Origin of the sequence: Pseudalkalibacillus salsuginis, from assembly GCF_021646685.1 — a bacterium.
Classification (GTDB): Bacteria; Bacillota; Bacilli; order Bacillales; family Fictibacillaceae; genus Pseudalkalibacillus; species Pseudalkalibacillus salsuginis.
On the sequence record NZ_JAKJHW010000001.1, the window covers coordinates 744,718 to 765,400 of the forward strand.

At 42.7% G+C, this 20,683-nt stretch carries 22 protein-coding genes, 2 riboswitches and 1 other annotated feature; of the genes, 7 read left to right on the forward strand and 15 right to left on the reverse strand.

What is annotated here, in order from left to right:
- Window positions 1-35: 35 nt before the first annotated feature.
- Window positions 36-758: a pseudouridine synthase gene (locus L1611_RS03745; protein WP_236311749.1), complete on the reverse strand. Its 723-nt coding sequence runs from the start codon at window positions 756-758 to the stop codon at window positions 36-38.
- Window positions 759-850: 92 nt separating this feature from the next.
- On the opposite strand from L1611_RS03745, the gene L1611_RS03750 reads away from it, so the two are divergent.
- The gene (locus tag L1611_RS03750; RefSeq protein ID WP_236311750.1) at window positions 851-1,294 is read left to right on the forward strand and encodes a DUF6884 domain-containing protein; all 444 of its coding nucleotides are present in this window, start codon (window positions 851-853) and stop codon (window positions 1,292-1,294) included.
- A gap of 47 nt (window positions 1,295-1,341) precedes the next feature.
- Here L1611_RS03750 and L1611_RS03755 read toward each other — a convergent pair whose 3' ends face one another.
- Window positions 1,342-2,982, reverse strand: a complete 1,641-nt coding sequence (locus L1611_RS03755) for a putative polysaccharide biosynthesis protein (RefSeq protein WP_236311751.1) — start codon at window positions 2,980-2,982, stop codon at window positions 1,342-1,344.
- Window positions 2,983-3,357: 375 nt separating this feature from the next.
- Window positions 3,358-3,744: a hypothetical protein gene (locus L1611_RS03760; RefSeq protein WP_236311752.1), complete on the reverse strand. Its 387-nt coding sequence runs from the start codon at window positions 3,742-3,744 to the stop codon at window positions 3,358-3,360.
- A gap of 87 nt (window positions 3,745-3,831) precedes the next feature.
- Between L1611_RS03760 and L1611_RS03765 the strand changes: the two genes are divergently transcribed.
- Together L1611_RS03765 and L1611_RS03770 are read left to right on the forward strand one after the other, a co-directional pair.
- Window positions 3,832-5,088, forward strand: coding sequence for a BaiN/RdsA family NAD(P)/FAD-dependent oxidoreductase (locus tag L1611_RS03765; RefSeq protein ID WP_236311754.1), 1,257 nt, complete (start codon window positions 3,832-3,834; stop codon window positions 5,086-5,088).
- An 18-nt stretch (window positions 5,089-5,106) separates the two neighbouring features.
- Window positions 5,107-5,559: a GNAT family N-acetyltransferase gene (locus tag L1611_RS03770; protein WP_236311756.1), complete on the forward strand. Its 453-nt coding sequence runs from the start codon at window positions 5,107-5,109 to the stop codon at window positions 5,557-5,559.
- A 2-nt stretch (window positions 5,560-5,561) separates the two neighbouring features.
- On the opposite strand, the gene L1611_RS03775 is transcribed toward L1611_RS03770, so the two are convergent.
- The 8 genes from L1611_RS03775 to L1611_RS03810 form a co-directional block, all read right to left on the reverse strand.
- Window positions 5,562-6,038 carry an NUDIX hydrolase gene (locus L1611_RS03775; protein ID WP_236311757.1) on the reverse strand — a complete coding sequence of 159 codons (477 nt, stop codon included), beginning with the start codon at window positions 6,036-6,038 and terminating at the stop codon, window positions 5,562-5,564.
- A gap of 48 nt (window positions 6,039-6,086) precedes the next feature.
- Window positions 6,087-6,278 (reverse strand): sporulation protein Cse60, encoded by a 192-nt coding sequence (locus tag L1611_RS03780; protein WP_236311758.1) that lies wholly within the window; start codon window positions 6,276-6,278, stop codon window positions 6,087-6,089.
- A gap of 84 nt (window positions 6,279-6,362) precedes the next feature.
- Window positions 6,363-6,698 carry a rhodanese-like domain-containing protein gene (locus L1611_RS03785; RefSeq protein ID WP_236311759.1) on the reverse strand — a complete coding sequence of 112 codons (336 nt, stop codon included), beginning with the start codon at window positions 6,696-6,698 and terminating at the stop codon, window positions 6,363-6,365.
- A 27-nt stretch (window positions 6,699-6,725) separates the two neighbouring features.
- Complete coding sequence (locus L1611_RS03790) at window positions 6,726-7,034, reverse strand: rhodanese-like domain-containing protein (protein ID WP_236311760.1); 309 nt, start codon at window positions 7,032-7,034, stop codon at window positions 6,726-6,728.
- A 251-nt stretch (window positions 7,035-7,285) separates the two neighbouring features.
- Window positions 7,286-7,759 (reverse strand): acyl-CoA thioesterase, encoded by a 474-nt coding sequence (locus L1611_RS03795; protein WP_236311761.1) that lies wholly within the window; start codon window positions 7,757-7,759, stop codon window positions 7,286-7,288.
- 145 nt (window positions 7,760-7,904) lie between these two features.
- Window positions 7,905-8,096, reverse strand: a riboswitch (cobalamin riboswitch).
- A gap of 69 nt (window positions 8,097-8,165) precedes the next feature.
- The gene (leuS, locus tag L1611_RS03800; RefSeq protein ID WP_236311763.1) at window positions 8,166-10,583 is read right to left on the reverse strand and encodes a leucine--tRNA ligase; all 2,418 of its coding nucleotides are present in this window, start codon (window positions 10,581-10,583) and stop codon (window positions 8,166-8,168) included.
- 748 nt (window positions 10,584-11,331) lie between these two features.
- Window positions 11,332-11,557: a binding site (T-box leader), on the reverse strand.
- 100 nt (window positions 11,558-11,657) lie between these two features.
- Complete coding sequence (locus L1611_RS03805; RefSeq protein WP_236311764.1) at window positions 11,658-12,203, reverse strand: HD domain-containing protein; 546 nt, start codon at window positions 12,201-12,203, stop codon at window positions 11,658-11,660.
- A 3-nt stretch (window positions 12,204-12,206) separates the two neighbouring features.
- Entirely contained in the window at window positions 12,207-12,869 is a 663-nt protein-coding gene (locus L1611_RS03810; RefSeq protein WP_236311765.1) for a phosphatase PAP2 family protein, read from the reverse strand.
- Window positions 12,870-13,138: 269 nt separating this feature from the next.
- Between L1611_RS03810 and mnmL the strand changes: the two genes are divergently transcribed.
- The gene (gene mnmL, locus L1611_RS03815; RefSeq protein WP_236311766.1) at window positions 13,139-14,110 is read left to right on the forward strand and encodes a tRNA modification radical SAM protein MnmL/YtqA; all 972 of its coding nucleotides are present in this window, start codon (window positions 13,139-13,141) and stop codon (window positions 14,108-14,110) included.
- On the forward strand, window positions 14,101-14,676 hold the full coding sequence (mnmM, locus tag L1611_RS03820) for a tRNA 5-(aminomethyl)-2-thiouridylate-methyltransferase MnmM (protein WP_236311767.1): 576 nt from the start codon (window positions 14,101-14,103) through the stop codon (window positions 14,674-14,676). The genes mnmL and mnmM overlap by 10 nt, the downstream gene beginning before the upstream one ends.
- Before the next feature lie 295 nt (window positions 14,677-14,971).
- Here the strand turns inward: mnmM and L1611_RS03825 are convergent, their stop codons facing one another.
- Entirely contained in the window at window positions 14,972-16,039 is a 1,068-nt protein-coding gene (locus L1611_RS03825; RefSeq protein WP_236311768.1) for a tetraprenyl-beta-curcumene synthase family protein, read from the reverse strand.
- Window positions 16,040-16,043: 4 nt separating this feature from the next.
- Window positions 16,044-16,847: an alpha/beta hydrolase gene (locus tag L1611_RS03830; RefSeq protein WP_236311770.1), complete on the reverse strand. Its 804-nt coding sequence runs from the start codon at window positions 16,845-16,847 to the stop codon at window positions 16,044-16,046.
- 93 nt (window positions 16,848-16,940) lie between these two features.
- Between L1611_RS03830 and L1611_RS03835 the strand changes: the two genes are divergently transcribed.
- The gene (locus tag L1611_RS03835) at window positions 16,941-17,465 is read left to right on the forward strand and encodes a gamma carbonic anhydrase (RefSeq protein WP_236311771.1); all 525 of its coding nucleotides are present in this window, start codon (window positions 16,941-16,943) and stop codon (window positions 17,463-17,465) included.
- Here the strand turns inward: L1611_RS03835 and L1611_RS03840 are convergent.
- Window positions 17,455-17,823, reverse strand: coding sequence for a VOC family protein (locus L1611_RS03840; protein ID WP_236311772.1), 369 nt, complete (start codon window positions 17,821-17,823; stop codon window positions 17,455-17,457). The genes L1611_RS03835 and L1611_RS03840 overlap by 11 nt on opposite strands.
- Before the next feature lie 184 nt (window positions 17,824-18,007).
- On the opposite strand from L1611_RS03840, the gene L1611_RS03845 reads away from it, so the two are divergent.
- Window positions 18,008-18,541: a phosphatase PAP2 family protein gene (locus tag L1611_RS03845; protein WP_236311773.1), complete on the forward strand. Its 534-nt coding sequence runs from the start codon at window positions 18,008-18,010 to the stop codon at window positions 18,539-18,541.
- A 378-nt stretch (window positions 18,542-18,919) separates the two neighbouring features.
- On the opposite strand, the gene metK is transcribed toward L1611_RS03845, so the two are convergent.
- Window positions 18,920-20,113: a methionine adenosyltransferase gene (metK, locus tag L1611_RS03850; protein WP_236311774.1), complete on the reverse strand. Its 1,194-nt coding sequence runs from the start codon at window positions 20,111-20,113 to the stop codon at window positions 18,920-18,922.
- Window positions 20,114-20,333: 220 nt separating this feature from the next.
- Window positions 20,334-20,427: riboswitch (SAM riboswitch) on the reverse strand.
- Between the last annotated feature and the right edge of the window lie 256 nt (window positions 20,428-20,683).

Here is a 20,683-nt window from a genome sequence, read left to right on the forward strand (position 1 = left end):
CAGGTTAATACCCTTCTATAACGGGAATAAAACTCTCAATGACTTGGAGAATCTTTTTCAAGCATTTCAATCTCTTGTTGGGTCAACGAGCGTGATTGTCCTGGTAAAAGAGACGGGTCCAATTTCACTGATCCCATTTGCAGTCTTTTTAAATAAAGGACTCTTTTACCAACAGCCTCGAACATCCTTTTTACCTGGTGGAATTTTCCTTCTGTAATGACTAATTCAATTTCAGAATGGGTGCCGCTTGATAGTATGGCCAGTTCTGCAGGCTTTGTTATATATCCATCATCAAGCTCTACCCCTTTTTCAAACCTCCTACGATCCTTTTCCGTTACCCTTCCATCGATTTTGGCATAATACGTTTTCGGCACATGTTTTTTCGGAGCAAGCAGCCGGTGGGAAAGCTGGCCATCGTTCGTCAAAATCAACAAACCTTCAGTATCTCTATCCAGTCTCCCTACAGGAAATGGTTTATGGGAAACAAATTCATCCCCCAGAAGATCAACGACCGTCTTATGAACCTTGTCCTCAGTAGCCGAAATGACTCCGGCCGGTTTATTCATCATGAGATACACATGTTTTACATAATGTACGACATCACCGCTGACAGTAATCGCATCCAACTCAGGTTCAACGTGAGATTTTCCATCCTTCACCATTGTACCATTCACTTTAACAAGACCCTTCTTCAGGAGTTTTTTGACGTCTTTTCGACTCCCATAGTTCATATTTGCTAATAATTTATCAATTCTCACGAAAAAACCCTCCTAACAACTGTAAAAATGTAGCTTATTTTTTCTATATAAGTGTATAATAAGGTAAAAATAGTCCAAAAGGAGGGGTACCTTTGAAACAATCAATCGGGTTGCTCGCTACAGGAAGAAAAAAATTGGACCATCCAGCACCTGTGCTTGAATTTTATACAAGTCCATTGTTCCAAAAATCTGTACAATATGCAAAAGAACATTACGATCGTTTTTACTTTTATAATGCAAAAGACGGGCTTCTAGTACCTGATCAAAAATTAGAACCTTATGACTTATCCATCAAGACATTTTCAATTATGGAGAAAAAAGTCTGGGCCCGGAAGGTGATCGAAACGTTCATGCAGTATGAATCACAAGAGGATGTGCTCGTCTATCTTCATGGAGGAAAAGTATATCGTGACCATCTTGAACCGCAGCTTGAGCAGAAAGGGTATGAATATACCATTCCAATGAAGGGACTGGGAATCGGCCAACAGCTTGCATGGTTTGATGAACAGCTGGGCAGTTCGGATCCGGATAAATGAATATCCGATAGTTTCAAGACAAAAAGAAGAAGGCCTTGAAAGTAGGCCTAATTTGAGCGTGCTTTTTTACGTTTGAACAAACGATCGACCCGATCCCCGAATATGTGCTGGAACAGCCCAGAGAAGTAACTCATATACAAATAAACTCCTGCTCCTGCTAAAACACTTATCATCAATACGGATAAGGAAGTGAACGTACTGTTATAATTTGTACCTACGATCGCTTCTACTCCCCATTTGACAAGTATGACTGCAATGACCATCAGTCCGATGAACATTCCAATCAAAATCGAGCGTTTATATACTGGTCTGAATTGATATTTTGCATATCGCTTGATAATTAATGCATTGATCACAATCGAAAGTAGATAGCCTAAGTTTGTCCCTATGATCGCCCCAACAATACCGAAGTTTGCAATCAATATATAGTTCAAACTCAACTTCACAAATATGCCCATCAGTAAACTATAGACTGCAAAACGCTGTTTGTTGATTCCCTGGAGGATTGCAGCCGTCACCGTGAACAGTGCAAACACGATTGCTGTTGGTGCATACCACGAAAGGACCATGCCGCCGATCTCAATGTTTTTTGAAAACAATAACGAGTAAGCTGGCAATCCGAGCAAAGCCAGTCCAACACCTGCTGGAACAGTCAAGAATAAAACCATCTCGAATATTTTCGTGATTTGACTTTGCAACACAGGAAAGTCTTTTTTTGTATACAGTGTCGTGATCAATGGAATGACTGTCAACGCCAGCCCAGTCGCTATGGAGACCGGAATCATGATCAATTTCTGGGAATAGGTCTGCAACACTGCATAAAACGATTCCGCAGTCGCCAGATCATAGCCAAATCCCCTTTGTAGGGCCTTATTGACCGTAACCATATCGATCACTTGGTAGAGGGGTATCGCCAATCCAACCGCAACGAATGGAATCGCATACCGGATCAATTCCTTATACATTTTCGGTAACGAAATTTTGTGGTCCACACTATTTTTCAACAATTTATCCAAATGGGGCTTCCGTTTTTTCCAATACCATACCAGAACGATTAATGACGCCAGTGCCCCGATGAATGCAGCGAAAGTAGCAAAACCTACTGCTGTACTTACTTCCCCTCTGAATACGACCATGACTAAAAATGCACTGATCAGGATGAACCCGATCCTCACGACCTGCTCGATCACCTGCGAAAGTCCTGTAGGGCCCATTGACTGGAATCCCTGGAAATATCCTCTGATCAAGCTCATGATCGGAACGATGATGAGCGCCGTAGAAACTAGCCGAATCACCATGGTCACGTCTTCCAACGAGTTTCCCCTGCCTGCTCCTTTGCTCACCAATATGCCCGCAATCCATTCGGCCAAGGAGAACAATAGGAGAAAAGCAAAGAATCCACTGATTGACATAACGATAAGACCAGACCTTAAAAGGCGTCTTCCGGTTACATAATCCCCTAAAGCGTTGTATTTCGATACGAATTTCGAGACAGCTAGCGGCAGCCCTAATGTCGAAATGCTCAAGAAGACGGTATAAGGCGTGTAAGCATAACTATATAGCGCCCCTCCGGATACTTCTTCCGTTTCGACTAACCATTCAAACGGGATGACAAAAATCAGTCCTAGAAATTTAGAAAAGAAAGTAGCCGCTGTAAGAATCAACGTGCCACGTATCAACTTTGACATATAACGTTCCAACTCCCAAATGCCATTTCGTATAATCCCATGTATTTTACCATAGTATGATAGCTTTCGCTAAAGCTTTTCCTTTCCTTGAAGGAAGCGATAAAGCACTTTCTTCAGTAAGAGTGCAACTAAGGCTCATACTCACCAAAGACTTGGCAGAACCATCTTTTTCTTTAACAGATTGTATAAAATTTTTTCAATGAAGAAATGTCTAGCTCCTACCCCGACCACTTTGGATCACTTCAGATCTCCTGCGGTGGCGATATACATTTAGGGTCGAAGTGTTACCCACGCAGAACCGAACTTGGTTTGGTTCGAGCCTCCACGTCGGACTTCCAGTGACCTTCGTGGTTGATCAGGGCGTTTGCGCTTTTCTCAAGTAAGCGGTATTGGAGTGAACTCGACGTTTGGAAGCCATAATAGAAATGTGCCGTCGTCAACTTCCTCCAGTTTCGTTGAAGACACTACAATATGGAACAGGTCTTTTGCTTCTTCCTTTAGAAGGAGCCTCCCAGCATTTTCATTCTTGAAAAGGACGGCTCGTTCTTCACCGCTATTCAGTTTAAAACAGAAAATATGACCATCCATCTCCTTATCGTATAACCAAATATAAGAGTAGCCTTTATTTTGTATTCGAACGAGTTGATCAATTTGTGGAATGAATAGCAATAATACATTTGTCCCCTTGAAAGAAGTCCATCCACCATCTTCTGGGATGTATGCTTCTGTGACAGATGGTTTGAATTGGTTTTCCACTTCCAATAAGCCCCTTCCTTATTAATCAAGATTTTGAACACGGAATATAATCATGGTATCTTACAGTGTAAGTAAAGAAAAGTAGGTGTACATATGGAATATGATGTCTTGATCATCGGCGGTGGCCCGTCAGGCTTGATGGCAGCTGTTGCGAGCGCTTCTAACGGTGCTTCCGTTTTACTGGTCGATAAAGGGAATAAATTAGGTAGAAAGCTTGCCATTTCCGGAGGTGGCCGCTGTAACGTAACGAACCGTCTGCCAATCGAAGAAATCATCAAGCATGTTCCTGGAAACGGAAAATTTCTCTATAGTGCCTTCCATATTTTCAACAATGAAGATATCATAGCCTTTTTTGAAGGGCTGGGCATCCGTTTGAAAGAGGAAGACCACGGCCGGATGTTTCCTGTTAACGATAAAGCACAGTCTGTCGTTGATGCTATGCTTAAGAAAATCAATGAGCTTGGAGTCGAGATCCGTACGAACACGGAAGTCAAAAAAGTGATTTATGAAGACCAGCAAGCAAAAGGAATCCAATTGAAAAACGGCGAAAAATTATATTCAAGGGCCGTGATCATTGCAGTCGGGGGAAAATCCGTTCCTCATACCGGTTCAACTGGAGATGGTTATGCATGGGCAAAGGATGCCGGACATACGATTACTCAGCTTTACCCTACAGAAGTCCCCCTTACCTCTGACGAAACATTCATAAAAGAGAAAACACTCCAGGGGTTGTCCCTGCGCGATGTCGCCCTAAGTGTTCTGAAACCGAATGGTAAGCCGATCATCACCCATCGGATGGATATGATTTTCACACACCTCGGGATCTCGGGCCCTGCAGCGCTCCGCTGTAGTCAGTTTGTCGTCAAAGCAATGAAGAAAAGCAATGAAGGCTATGTAACAATGAAAATCGACCTAATGCCAGACAAGAATACAGAAGAAATTTTCCAAGAATTATTGGCAATATTGAAGAATGATCCGAAAAAAGCGATTAAGAATTCGTTGAAAGGATGGATCCCAGAGCGGTACCTTCACTTTTTACTTGAGCAGTCAGATATCAGTTTAGATACGGTCTATACCCAACTGTCACACGCATCGTTACGTGATTTTGCCAACCTTGTCAAAGGATTCACCTTTAACGTAAATGGCACTCTTCCGATTGAAAAAGCCTTCGTCACAGGTGGCGGGATTTCTACGAAAGAAGTTGAACCAAAAACAATGCGTTCCAAATGCGTTCCTAATCTATATTTCTGTGGAGAAATCCTTGATATTCACGGATACACAGGAGGTTACAATATTACTTGTGCATTTGTAACTGGCCATCTAGCTGGTACAAATGCAGCAAAAGATTAACCAAGAGGAGACGATAAAATGGGGTACAAGTACAAAGACGATTACACTCTTGCCATGGATCGGAATGAGTTGGATATTCCGTACATCCATAAGTATTTATGCGAAGATTCTTATTGGGCGAAAGGGATCGATTATGACACAGTGGAAAAGTCAATCCGAAACTCGCTTTGCGTCGGTCTGTTTTATAAAAGAAGCCAAATCGGCTTTGCAAGAGTAATAACCGACTACGCAACATTCGGTTATTTGGCTGACGTTTTCGTAGATGAACGCCATCGGGGTAAAGGCCTTTCCAAATGGATGTTGACAGAAATCATGGCTCTTCCCGATTTCCAAAGGTTAAGGAGGATTATGCTGGCCACGGATGATGCACATGGTTTATATAAGAAGTTCGGTTTCGAAGTATACGACAACAATGACAAGAAGTTGATGGGAATCCGGCGAAAGGCTGAAGAAATGTACAACAGGGGTTGACTTTATCGAGTCAGCCCCATTTCTTTCACACGTTCCAAACGCCCATCACGGTAAATACAAAGGAAGTCACAAGGATCCTCATTTTCAAGCATTTCCGGAAGAAAGTATCGGATATTGCTGACGGCTCCTTGATTGTCCTCGTCCAGCACCCAGGCTAATTCTTTCCAATCCAGAATTCCTTCATCCATTTTTACAGGGGTCGGATTACCGTTTTTTTCTGTCAGATATATGAAGAAAACATGCATTCCGCCGACTTCCTTACCGTTAACTTCCCATCTGACAATTCCTCCATATCTTGGGGAGGCAATACAATATCCTGTCTCCTCTTCAACCTCACGTATAACGCTTTGTTCAGGAGACTCGCCAGGCTCCAGCTTTCCGCCTACCCCATTCCACAAGCCTTTGTTCGGTGATTTATTCCGGTTAAGCATCAGTACTTCCTGGCCTTTTATCATAAAACAAATGCAATATCGAATCATTTCCTCACACCTAAATACTTTTCTCCTAGTCTATCATTATTTCCATAATCACGCCCGGTAAAGGATCATCGCTGAAAAGCTATAGAGAGATTCGAAGTCATCCGTATCTTCATCAATTGCTACAGAGACCTGGTATTTGATATCGATGAATTGGGATTCATGCAGATGTGATAGGAAATTATTGACCTCCTCTTCAAGATCTAGTTCATGTTGAGCTTCAAAGAGTTTGATCTGCAACAAAAAAACACCCCCTAAATCGTACGTTTATCACGTAAATTCACCTGGGAGTGCTGGAAATCCTTTGACGAAAGACTTCTATTTTTGTCAGGAAACCGTTACATAATAAATGAATTTATCCGTTTTCCGCTTTAGAATCCGAGCAGCCATTGCCGCTACGTATTTTGATTCCGCGATTACCACTATATCCCGGTCGCAAATTTCTCCTTCTTTCGTCGTCCTGGACAAATAGGATAAAGGAATGTTCTTCGTCATGAACGGAAATGGATTACGATGGGAGGATTGGTAATCACGTACATCAATCATGCAATATTCACTCTGGTCTGCAGCCTCCTGGTGAAATGCTTTCAATTTCAGATAAGGCAGTAGATAGGAGAAGAAGATGTAAACAACGAGCACAAACAGGATGATTCCCCAAATCATCTCTCGGTTTCCCCTTTCTTTCTTATATTATTTTGTTTGGCCATCCCATTCAAGCATTCCGCCGACCATATTTTTGACTATATAGCCTTGCTCTTGTAAAAAATATCCGGCATTTTCACTACGTCTTCCTGAACGGCAAACCATGATATGTTCTTCGTCTTTTTCAATCTCATTCAATCGATCTGGGATTTCCATCAAACGAATATGCTTTGCCTCTGGAATTTTCCCGGCTTCTACCTCTTCATTTTCACGAACATCTATAATGGAAATGTTCTTGCCTTCTTTCAACAGCTTTTCAACTTCAGCAGGCGTGATTGTTTTAAGTTCATTCTCCATGGTCGACACCCTTTCATTATCTATAGTCAATCATGTTCCTTTTTAATTGTTTCCGTCATTTATTTTACGAAGTTCACTAACAAAAGTAAAGAAATTGATTTAGTAGCGGTTTAACGATGAAGTTACGAGGGTTAACGACGAAATGGAGCCGTTTAACGACGAAGTCACGAGGTTTAACGACGAAATGTGGCAGTAACGACGAACTGCCAAAAAAGGACCAGCCATTATGTATGGCATCGGTCCTTTAAAATTCAACGGATCATCGAGCGCTTTTTGCGATTTTCTTTCCGTGCGGGTGCTGTGTCGAATAACCTTTTTTCTTCTGGGGTTTCAGGGATGACCTTTGGAACAGGGACCGGCTTCCCTGAGGAGTCCATAGCGACCATCGTCAGAAAAGATTCAGTCGTCAACGTTTTTTCATCAGTCAATAGGTTGGAAGAGAACACTTTCACGTAAACTTCCATAGATGTCCTTCCGGTAGCCGTGACAAAGGCTTCAAGCCCTAAAGCATTGCCAACTTTAGCTGATGACAAGAAATCTACTGAATCAATCGAGGCTGTTACAACTACACTGTTCGAATGCTTCATCGCTGACAGTGCGGCGATTTCATCAATATACGATAAAACGATACCACCGAAGATCGTTTGCAAATGGTTTGTGTCTGGTGGTAAAACCAGCTTGGTTTGGATAATTCGTGAACGCCCTACTGGATATGCTTGTTCCATATTTTTCCCCTCCGATTTATTAAAAAATAAAAAACATCCTCAATATGAAGATGCCCAGGCTAAAATCGAAGCGGTCCATAACCGAATACGTTATGAGTTTCCGATCGTTTTTGCATGTAACACCCTCCTATCACCCGTAGGAATTCCTGTGTCCTTCCTTATGGCAGGTCTCCTGGCTCGGCTTCATCAATTCTATAACCCCTTCCCATTTCTTCATGAAACAGTGGCATGTTCTAGAACCTCAACCTCACAGTGGCGGGACCGCACCGGACTCTCACCGGCTTCCCTTTTAAGGACTGATCAGAAACATCAGCCCACCATAAAGCAACATATGAAATTATACCCCATCATTATAGCATATAAAAAAGGATCGACCTCTAAGTGAAGTCAATCCTTTTCATTTAGATTAGTTTGCGACGATATTAACTAATTTTCCTGGTACTGCAATGACTTTACGTACTGTTTTCCCATCGATGTTTTCTTTTACTTTACTGTCTGCCAATGCAATTTCTTCCAATTGGTCTTTATCCGCCTCCGTCGGAACCATCAGTTTCGCCCTGACTTTACCATTGATTTGAACGACGATCTCAACTTCATTTTCCGTCAATTTCGCCTCATCGAACGCTGGCCAGCTAGAATACGTGATTGTCTCTGTATGGCCAAGCTTCTCCCAAATCTCCTCAGCAATGTGTGGCGCTACCGGGGCCAATAACTGGATGAATCCTTCCATCAGCGGTTTCGGCAATACATCTTGTTTATATGCTTCATTGATGAAAACCATCATTTGTGAGATACCGACATTGAAGCGTAATTCCGCGAAGTCTTCAGAAACTTTTTTCACGGTCTGATGATAGACACGTTCAAAATTTTCATTCGGCTCAACGTCCTGGATTTTTCCTGTAAGTGAGCCATCATCTTCGACAAATAGACGCCAGATACGGTCCAAGAAACGACGGGAGCCATCTAATCCATTTTCCGACCAGGCGATACTTGCATCAAGCGGTCCCATGAACATCTCGTATAGGCGTAACGTGTCGCCCCCATGTGTCTTCACAACTTCATCCGGATTGACAACATTTCCTTTTGACTTGCTCATCTTCTCATTATTTTCCCCAAGAATCATTCCTTGGTTGTAAAGACGTTGGAACGGCTCTTTCGTCGGAACGACACCAACATCGTACAAAACCTTATGCCAGAAGCGAGCATACAACAAGTGAAGGACGGCGTGCTCAGCACCACCGATATAAAGGTCGACTGGGAGCCAGTGCTTCAACTTCTCTTCTGAAGCAAGCTGTTCGTTGTTATCAGGATCGATGTAACGAAGATAATACCAACAGCTTCCCGCCCATTGCGGCATTGTGTTCGTTTCACGGCGACCTTTTTTACCTGTTTCAGGATCGATGACATTCACCCACTCTTGAATGTTCGCAAGTGGTGACTCACCTGTTCCGGAAGGCTTGATATTGTCTGTTTTCGGTAGTGTCAATGGAAGTTCTGCCTCTGGGACCGCACTGCTTGTGCCGTCTTCCCAATGGATGATTGGGATCGGTTCACCCCAATAACGCTGACGACTGAACAACCAGTCACGAAGACGATAGGTGATTTTCTTCTCGCCTTTACCCTTTTCTTCAAGCCATTGGAGCATTTTTGTGATGGCTTCTTCTTTACCCAATCCATTTAAAAAGTCTGAGTTCACAAGCTCTCCGTCTTCGGTATAAGCTTCTTTCGTAACATCTCCACCTTTGACGACTTCAACGATCGGAAGTTCGAATTTTTTAGCGAACTCGTAGTCCCGTTCGTCGTGGGCCGGTACCGCCATGATCGCCCCTGTTCCATAGCTTGCTAATACGTAATCTGCAATCCAGACCGGGATCTTTTCACCATTCACTGGATTGATCGCATAAGCGCCTGTAAAGACTCCTGTCTTTTCCTTGGCAAGCTCAGTACGTTCCAGGTCACTCTTCGTTTCGATTTCTTTTTTATAAACTTCAACCGCATTCCTTTGCCCAGTTGTCGTGATTTCGTCAACATAGGTATGTTCTGGCGCCAAAACCATATAGGTTGCACCGAACAATGTGTCAGGGCGGGTCGTAAAGACTGTTACCGCTTTATCATGGCCGTCAAAGATAAACGTGATTTCCGCACCTTCAGAACGGCCGATCCAGTTGCGTTGCATCTCCTTCAGGCTCTCAGGCCAATCAAGGCCCTTAAGATCCTCCAATAAACGATCGGCATACGCTGTGATCTTCAACATCCACTGTTTCATCGGCTTACGGATGACTGGGTGCCCACCTCGCTCACTTTTACCATCAATAACTTCCTCGTTCGCAAGAACCGTCCCCAATGCAGGACACCAGTTGACAGGCACCTCATCAACGTATGCAAGCCCTTTTTTATAAAGCTGTAAAAAGATCCATTGCGTCCACTTGTAGTAATTCGGATCGGTCGTATTTACTTCACGATCCCAATCATAAGAAAATCCAAGCTCTTTGATCTGCCTGCGAAACGTATTGATGTTCTGTTCCGTGAATTCAGCCGGATCATTTCCTGTATCCAACGCATATTGCTCTGCTGGAAGACCGAATGCATCCCAACCAATCGGATGGAGGACATTGTATCCTTGCATCCGTTTCATACGAGCGACGATATCAGTCGCCGTGTAACCCTCCGGATGCCCTACGTGCAGGCCTGCCCCGGATGGATACGGAAACATATCCAACGCGTAAAACTTCTTCTTCCCAGGTTCAAATTCAGTTTTGAACGTTTTGTTTTCTTCCCAATAGGATTGCCATTTACGTTCAATTTGTGTGTGGTCAAAAGCCATGACTGCCACTCCCATTCCTTCTTCAAATTTAAGTATAAATTTCTCTGTAGTTCTGAATATTTGAAAGCGCCGAGCACCTGATTAAAACATTTCATCCTTTATGGTTTAAGAATAAAGCATGAATAGAATCTAAGTTTGAATCGAGAAGGTTTTGTAACGCCTGTTTCTTAGACAGGATAATCACGCCGTTTTTCAAATAAACACGCTAAATCTGTCATTATTCACGCCAAACAGGACGATCTTACTATCCTGAACCACTGCTCATTTTCACAGCATCTCCTAGCTCCACTTTCAATTTAAAGAAAGAGGAACAAGACAACGCTGAGATCAGAAACTAATCTCCCAAATAAACTGGTGGTTTAGTAACAAGAAGTTCAATGCAACGATGTTACGAGGATCGCAGCGTAGTTAATCCTACGTGAGAACCGGAGTTACGAGTTAACGAAGATTCTTGTTTGTCGCCAGAATCTTTAGGAAAGAGTAGCGATGAGGTCAAGGAGTCGCAGTTCCGAGGACCAGAGTTTAGTCAAGCTAAATGAGGACCGGAGGAACAAGACAACGCTGAGATCAAAAGCTAATCTCCCAAATAAACTGGTGGTTTAGAAACAAGAAGTTCAAGGCAACGATGTTACGAGGATCGCAGCGTAGTTAATCCTACGTGAGAACCGGAGTAACGAGTTAACGAAGAAATTCGCCGTTAATGAATCACCAGAAATATTAAAACCTCCCGCCACTGATTTTGTATAACATCAGGGACGAGAGGTTGGATACACATAACCTTCCCGCGGTACCACCCGCATTAGTGCAACAATCGCACTCACTCTAGCTCCTTATCGCGGAGGGACGACAAACGCTACTTGGGTTCACGTTTATGGCTCTGAGGCGAGTTCAAATAACTTCCGGGTTGGCTTTTCACCTGCCGCCAACTCTCTTGGTCCGTGTACTATTTTACTATTCCTCTTCTTCGCCTTGAATTTGTGAAGAATTTAATTTGTATTGTATTCAGATTTTCATAAATTGTCAAGCTGTTTTGTGAAATTAGGTTGATATCATGATGGACTTTTTTCCCGATTTTTATACGAAAAATCGATCCACCATCTTTTTGTAGGTGTAAAAGAATTCGGGTATTTCTTCCTGATCCAGGCCCTCTAATGCATTGGCCGCGACACTTCGATAATACCAGCTTTGCTTCTGTTTATCACCCTTGAATTTGTTCCATATATCATCCCCATCTTGCTCAAAAGATTCCTTCAGGCTTTCAAAATTATCGAGTTTATCAGCAATGATCAATGCTTTCACTTCCAGAGGGGCTGTACGGATGGCCTCGACGGTATGCTGCTTTCGTTCGGGCCATGTTTTCGACTTATCTTCCGTATTTTCTCTAACTAGATCTGTAACATTTTTCCCGAAGGCTTTTTCGATATCTATAAAATCCAAGTCTGTATCTTCTATCGTGTCATGCAGATAACCTGCAATGATAACGTCTTCCGGAAAACCTGCCTCCTTTAATATATTCGCTACTGCGATCGGATGGACAATGTACGGTTCTCCGGATAACTTGCGAACCTGTCCTTCATGGGCTTTTAAAGCAAGTTGTTCAGCCATCTCAATCCTTTTCATCTCTCATCCCCCTGTATCGTTCTCTCGCTTATCCGTCAAACCTTTCAAGAATACAATTGTAAGGATAAGCCAAATACCCCCAGCGGCAAAGCCTGCTATCACATCACTCGGGAAGTGGACACCTAAGTATACACGACTGAAACCGATCAGGAAAACAAGTGTCCATGTAGCCATAAGTGCATATCCTGCCTGCTTCCCTTTCTTCCTTAAGTAAGTCCAGAGTAAGTAACCTAAAAAACCGATGAATGCAGCGGAGTTCATCGCATGTCCGCTTGGAAAGCTTAGACCGCTAACATCAAGTAGCGGATTTTCATCCGGTCGTGCCCGGTTATATCCTTTTTTCAAAAACCGGTTCATTGCCCGTACCCCAATCAAGTTAAAGACGAGGACCAGCGAAAGTTTGATCTTCTTATTGACTAGAAAATACGTACCTAAGACAATCAGAAGCGGAATGGATACGAAAGCAGAGCCTACATACGTCATAAAAATGAAGAAGTTATTCAATAAGTCTGATCGAAGTAACCATACTTGTTTCATGACCATAAAATCAAAACGCGTCAAAGTATCATGAAAAAATCCCAACGTAATAAAAAGAATGAGCAAAAGTCCAGTCCATAAGGCGTATCTGTTCAAACTAAACGTATGAACGATCGAGCTTTTTTCCAATACAGGCTCACTCCTCTCCGCTTCTTATTGTATTTCACGTTTAGGACAAATATTATGCATAAAAAAAAGGAAAGGCCATCCTAAGAAGAAAGACGGCACCCACCACAATTGATACTTTATTTTCCAGATAGATTTCCAAAAAAATTGTATTTCTTTTTACGAATAATTGTTTTTCCTCGATGTGGACCATGTTCTCATTCCCATTTGGCGGCTACGTATCCAACATGCTAAAATGCTGAGTATAAATATGAATCAGGAAAGGGACAATCATGTCTGCAAAAACAACTGTTCCTCCTCATTTCGGGGATAAACGATACTATACTTGGAATAAACACCTTAAAGAATATTTTGGTGAAAAAATCATCAAAATTCCGATCGACGGTGGTTTCGACTGTCCGAATCGTGATGGTAAAGTCGCTTCTGGCGGGTGTACATTCTGTTCGCAAAGCGGTTCAGGTGATTTTGCCGGAAACCGTAGGGACGATCTCCTTAAACAGTTCAACACGGTTAAGGAACGTATGCATAAAAAGTGGAAGAAGGGTAAATACCTCGGCTATTTCCAGGCCTTTTCAAATACGTATGCCCCTGTAGAGGAACTACGCGATAAATTCGAAATCATTTTATCACAAGAGGGTGTTGTCGGTCTTGCAATCGCGACGAGGCCAGATTGCCTGCCGGATGATGTCGTAGAATATTTGGCAGAGCTGAATGAACGGACCTATCTCTGGGTGGAGCTCGGCCTTCAAACGGTTCATGAAAAAACGGCTGAGCTTATCAACCGTGCACACGATTACCAGTGTTATGTAGACGGTGTGAATAAACTTCGAAAGCACGGAATTCGGGTATGCTGCCACATCATTAACGGACTCCCCCAAGAAACGCCTGAAATGATGATGGGAACTGCACGAGAGGTGGCAAAACTGGATGTACAGGGCATCAAGATTCATCTCTTACACTTGTTAAAAAAGACACCAATGGTAAAGCAGTACGAGAAGGGTTTGGTAGAATTCCTGGATTTTGATACGTATGTCAATCTCGTCTGTGATCAATTGGAAGTCCTTCCTCCTGATACAATGGTCCATCGGCTGACTGGCGACGGTCCAGCCGAGCTTTTGATTGGACCAATGTGGAGCATGAACAAATGGAACGTCCTCAACTCGATCGAAGCGGAACTGGAACGGCGTGACAGCTATCAAGGGAAGTATTATCAGGGTTCCGAGGTGTCAACACGATGGATTTGAGCCGGGTATTGCCATTCGCAAAAGAATTGTTGGAAAAAGTGGTTGAATCTGGAGGGATTGCAGTAGATGCCACTGTCGGTAACGGACATGACACACAATTTTTAGCTGAACGGGTCGGAGAAAACGGTTTCGTCTATGGATTCGATATCCAGAAGGATGCGATTGACGCGACAAGGAAAAGGTTGCAGGAAGAGGGTTTGGATACCCGTGTCCGCTTATTTCAGGAAAGCCATGCTCATATCAAAGAATACGTCGATCTAACTCACCATGGTACTGTCCAGGCAGCTGTTTTCAACCTCGGCTACTTGCCAGGAAGTGATAAATCAGTCATTACAAAGCCTGGTTCAACTATTACTGCAATCGAGGGGTTGCTGGACATTTTGATGCAAGGGGGGCTCATTGTCCTTGTTGTTTATTATGGACATGTCGGCGGACAAGAGGAAAAAGATGAATTGATGAATTATTTACAAGGTATGGACCAGTCCAAGGCACATGTGATTCAATATCAATTCCTTAATCAAAAAAACAATCCACCATTTGTGTTAGCAGTTGAAAAGAAGAAGTGATTTTGTGAAAAATGAGGCTGAATCTATTTTTCCGGCCTCGTTTTGTTCCGTTTTTATAGGAAAGCACCTTCTAAAAGACTAAATTAAAATGCAGAAACCCTTTCTTATAGTGCCCGAAGATTTTTGACTGAAAGGATTATCCCTACAACTCGGGTATCTAACACTACAATTTTAAAATTATCTTAACAACTCGGAAATTATCCCGACAACTCAGGATTTATCTCTAAAACTCCTTTTGACTTCTGAATTCCACAAAAAACCACACCAGTGATTCCTGATGTGGCACTCAACCTTCTCATGCTTTCACTTTTCGGTAGATCCAGCTGTTCCAATAAAAGTAGTAGGCTGACATTCCCCCTGCTCGCATCAGTTTTTTCAAGACATCTTGGACATCCCGTTGTCTTTTCACCTTAGCATCTGTCGAATAGATTCCCAGCAGTCCTCTTGTAATCAAGGCATGGAATTTAGAATGAGGAAGGTCTTTTGCGGACCGGTCGGCCATCTTGAAAAAGTGCAATAGACGGTCAATCATCCGATCCTGGCTTTCATAATAGAAACAGAAATTGAGATCGCCCCCATTCTTGTCTTCCTCTTGATCGATCAAATAATCCATCATGATATGAAGCCCCTGGATCCAAGGAAAATATCCTTCTTTTACTTTATGGACTACTTCAGGGTCCACTTCACCATTAGAGGCATATGAAACAAGACAAAAAATCCCTAGTGTCGAACCTGCACAAGCAGAAAATTCATACCAGCTCATGGCTGGAAGCTTCCTTTCGTTCTCAGAAAACCACCGCTTAAGACGGGGGACTCTTTCTTCATGGATGACATGTTTATGTATCTGCAAATTGCAATAGTGCTCCGCCAACTCGATCAACCCAGAATGGATCTGTGTGAAACCAGGCAGTTGATCAAGTACTTTCTGACAGGTAAGCACAAGATCATGCAGATATCCACCATCATCCTGGTCCTCACGGAGTCTATAATAATTCTCAAGTGCCACACCTGGTGTTAAGGCATGCCTCATCGATTTGTGAAGCATCCTGAAATCCTCGGGATCAAGTGACGTACTCCGGTCACACAAGTTATCCAGGTAATCACTGATCGTCTGATAGGCGACAATGAATCGGATCACTTCTTTCCGCCGGTCTGGATACAGCGCGAGCAAGGCATAGATCGAACCGCCCTCACAATGGAACGTCTTCGAATCGATACTTGCGATCGCCTGAGTCCTTAACTCTTCATTCGGGATATATTCAGCTTTTTTCCGCCATAAATCCAACTCCCGATGGACATTCGGGATGATTTCTTTATAAATCCGCATCATCAACGACCATGGCTGTGAAGGGACGTCGTTCATACTTTCACTCCTTTTGAAGATTCTCTTCGAAGGTTAATAATAAATTGACAAATTGCGAGACATATTGGAATACTTGATCTCGTTCCGGATCATTGAGGATCTCATGGTAAAGCTCTGGCCACTCTTTATAGGACTTTTCCATCAAATTCAATTTATTGAACCAGCTCCTTACACTTTCTTTGTCGACGATCAAGTCATTTCCTGCTTGCAGGACCAAAAGGGGGACGTCTGGAAATTGACCGACTGACCGATGGGCGATTTTGATTGAATTCATCAACTCCCTGTACCAGCGTATGGACACTTTCTTTACATAGAAAACATCCTCTATATCTTTTTCAATCCGTTCTTTTGATCTTGTCGCTTTCCCGAATCCTCTATGCGAGGTTAACCGTAAAGTAGGATATACACGATTGATCACCCTCGATAAGGCATCAACAGGTTTCGGGGGTTGGTAGACAATTCCAAGACAAGGTGATGAGAGAATCACAGCGTTTACAGGCAATTCTTTTTCTGTAAGTGCACGAATGACTGCAAGACCGCCCATACTATGCCCGAATAAAAAAACAGGCAGCTCGAATTGACTTGCAGATTCCACCCATTTTTCAATCGTATCTATATATTCGTTAAACGAATAGATATGTCCTCTGTTCCTGCGGGTAGCTCCCTGCCCAGGGAGGTCACCCATGACCACATGAAAACCATTTGCAACCCATTGTGAACAAAGCCACTTGTATCTTCCATGATGTTCTCCAGCGCCATGGACCATCACGATTACTGCTTTTGCATGTTCAGCTTCCCAGATCCACAAAGACAACTCCCCCTTTTCTTCTACTCTATAATTTGCTAAACTGCAAGTGATTTCATACAAAATATGTATTCATAAAAGAAAGAGGATGATACCTTGATTTACCGATATAAAGGAACGGACCCAAAAATCGATCCAACAGTATTCATTGGAGACGGTGTTGTCATTTCAGGTGATGTGACGATACAGGAACAGTCCTCCATCTGGTTCAATACAGTCATACGTGGGGATGTAGCTCCAACTTTCATCGGAAAACGTGTCAATGTCCAAGACCTTTCTATGCTTCACCAAAGTCCAAACAATCCATTGGTCCTAGAGGATGATGTCACAGTCGGTCATCAAGTGACGTTACATAGCTGTACCATCCGAAAGAATGCATTGATTGGAATGGGTTCCCTCGTACTTGATGGAGCAGAAATCGGTGAAGGTGCCTTTGTCGGGGCTGGCAGCCTTGTCCCTCCAGGTAAAAAAATCCCGCCAAACTCACTCGCGTTCGGGCGTCCTGCGAAAGTAGTAAGGGAATTGAATGAAGCAGATTTAAAAGATATGGAACGGATCCGCACTGAATATGTGGAGCGGGGACAGTACTATAAACAGATGGAAGAAAAACCTAAGCGTTGAATTCAATGATATTACCGTCTGGATCCTGTACAAACACTTGATGCCAGCCAGTTTTACTGGTTGGCTTATTCAGATAACAATAACCTGCTTTTTCAAGACGGGCGAGAATGTCGTCGATTGAATCCACCCTGACTGCAAAATGACGGGCGCGGCTATTTAATGGCGGTTTTTTTCCTTCATCCAACCCTTCATTCACAATCAGATGAAGCTGGGTATTGCCGATTTGGTACCATATACCATCAAAATCGAAATCCGGCCGATCCGGACTGACCTGAAATCCGACCACTTTTTCATAGAATGCCCTTGCTTTCTTCAGCTTCTTCACTTCTAGTGAAACATGATGAATTCCATTATACATACCATATCCCTCCATCCCTTCAACTACTTATCTATACCCACTTTCACAATTTTATCATCCCCTGAAATGAAAGTATAATGTCTGATTTGAGCTATATCTCTACAAAAATTTAACACTTTATTGATATTGAACTCATATTGGAACGGTATAATGAACGAAATCCTTCTAAAAGGGGAGATCGTAGTTGACAAAAGTCATTGATTGGCTTCATGAGAGGGAGTGCACTGTCTTCCAATGGGTGAACAGCAAATGTCAACAATCAGCTTTAAGCAGGTATTTCATGACTGTAACACATTTAGGCGGGGCAACAGGATCGATCAGCATTTGTATTTTGCTTTTTGCTTTGGCTTCCGGTGAGTTACGTATCGTAGCTTTACAAAGCCTATCATCACTTGCAATCAGCCATATCCCTGTTCAAATCAGTAAAAAACTATACCCACGGAAACGCCCTTACATGGTTCTGCCTGATACGATCACGATTTCAAGGTTGTTGAAGGATCATTCGTTTCCATCCGGCCATACGACAGCAACCTTTTCTGTCATTACCCCTATCGTTCTATGGAATCCACCGCTAGCGTTAGCATTATTACCGATCTCCCTTTCGGTGGCCATTTCAAGAATGTATCTTGGTATGCATTATCCTACTGATGTAATCGGTGGCATAATTATCGGAGTGGGGACAGGTTTGCTTCTATATTCCTTTTCGATCCCATTTTAGGAGGAATGATTCGGTGAAGATTTGCTCACTTTTTCGTATACTTAACATCGCCAGATTTATAGAGTAGCGAACACTCCAACAATTGGTCAATTATTGGGAAACAAACGGAGTACAGTGGAAGGCCATTGCTACAAAAACGGATCAAAACAACCTTTTTTTCCCTTATACTCACCTGCTACCCTTCCCTTACAACGTAATCACACTAAAGCTTTTGGCTATCCAGTCAGATGCAAAAAACCAAACTTGAAAAGTATAACTCTCTAAACTTACGAACAATAGAAAGTAAGCAAAAGATTCATCCTGCATCATAAACTATACTTTCTTCACCCTAAAAAACCCTAAGCGGTAATATGCCGCTTAGGGTTTTCGACTATGATCTTAGGCGTTGTTTCTAAGTGTTTTTGCTTTATCCGTTTGTTCCCATGGCAATTGGATATCCGTACGACCGAAGTGGCCATATGCTGCTGTCTGTTTATAGATCGGACGGCGAAGATCCAGCATCTTGATGATTCCTGCCGGGCGAAGATCGAAGTTGTCCCAAACCAGCTCAACAAGCTTCTCTTCAGATACAGTACCAGTACCAAATGTATCGATGGAAATCGATACTGGTTGTGCGACACCGATTGCATAGGCTAGTTGAACCTCACATTTTTCAGCTAGTCCAGCTGCCACGATATTCTTTGCTACATAACGCGCAGCATATGCTGCAGAACGGTCAACTTTTGTCGGGTCCTTACCGGAGAACGCCCCACCGCCATGACGAGCATAACCACCATACGTATCGACAATGATCTTCCGTCCTGTCAATCCAGCATCCCCTTGAGGACCACCAATGACAAACCGTCCAGTCGGGTTGATGAAGTATTTCGTTTTCTCATCTATCAACTCCAAAGGCACCACAGGATTGATGACATGCTCTTTCAAGTCACGCTTGATTTGTTCAAGTGTAACGTCAGGGTGATGTTGAGTGGAGATGACGATGGTGTCCACCCGTACAGGCTTGTCATTTTCATCATATTCAACAGTCACCTGGGTTTTTCCATCTGGTCGTAGATATGGTACAACCTCATTTTTACGAACTTCAGCCAAACGACGACTAAGCTTGTGGGATAATGAGATCGGCAGCGGCATCAGTTCTTTGGTTTCATTACACGCAAACCCGAACATCAAACCTTGGTCACCAGCCCCAATCGCCTCGATTTCTTCTTCTGTCATCAATCCTTCTCTAGCTTCAAGGGCCTGGTTGACACCTTGAGCGATATCAGCAGATTGCTCATCAATAGAAGTGAGAACCGCACAAGTTTCATAATCGAAACCGTACTTTGCACGTGTATAGCCGATGCCCTTCACCGTTTCACGCACGATTTTTGGTATATCTACATAAGTAGAAGTCGTAATTTCCCCTGCAACAAGGACAAGCCCAGTGTTTACAGAAGTTTCACACGCTACACGTGCATTTGGGTCACTTGCTAAAATTTCGTCTAAAATTGCATCGGAAATCTGATCACAAATCTTATCCGGATGACCTTCTGTGACCGATTCTGATGTAAAAAGACGTCTGCTTTTTGCCATTACGGAACCTCCTCGACGATCTTCAAAGTATCGCTTTTAATTGATACGGTACTCATATCCTTATGAGAAAGTGCAACAATAGTTTATAACATCTGAAAGTGATGTATGAACATCTTATTTATTCTCAATCTTTTTTATAAGAAAGGATAGATTCTCCCTATTGAACGAAAAAAAACCTTTCCTTTTCAGAGGAAAGGTGAATCGTTGTATACCTTTCACCCTCTTATTTTTCAGGTTAGCACCTTTTCACCTCTGCTACGGTGTCGGTTGCTGGGTTTCATTGGGCCTGTCCCTCCACCTACTCGGAATAAGAGTAGCCGTTCTCGCAATATCATATCGCAGTACCTGTGCTATGTCAACGAAATTCCAAATTCAAAAGATGAACTTTCAAACCCCATAAGAGTATTAGGTTCTGGTTTGGACAAATACTATAAAGGAACAGAATATTCCAATAGTGGTACTAAGGCCTATTTATATCCTTATATAGGTTTATCATGTCACAAAAACAGAAAAATAGTATACATTATTAAAATAAATATGTTATACTATTTCCGAGTTAAGCAAGTAACG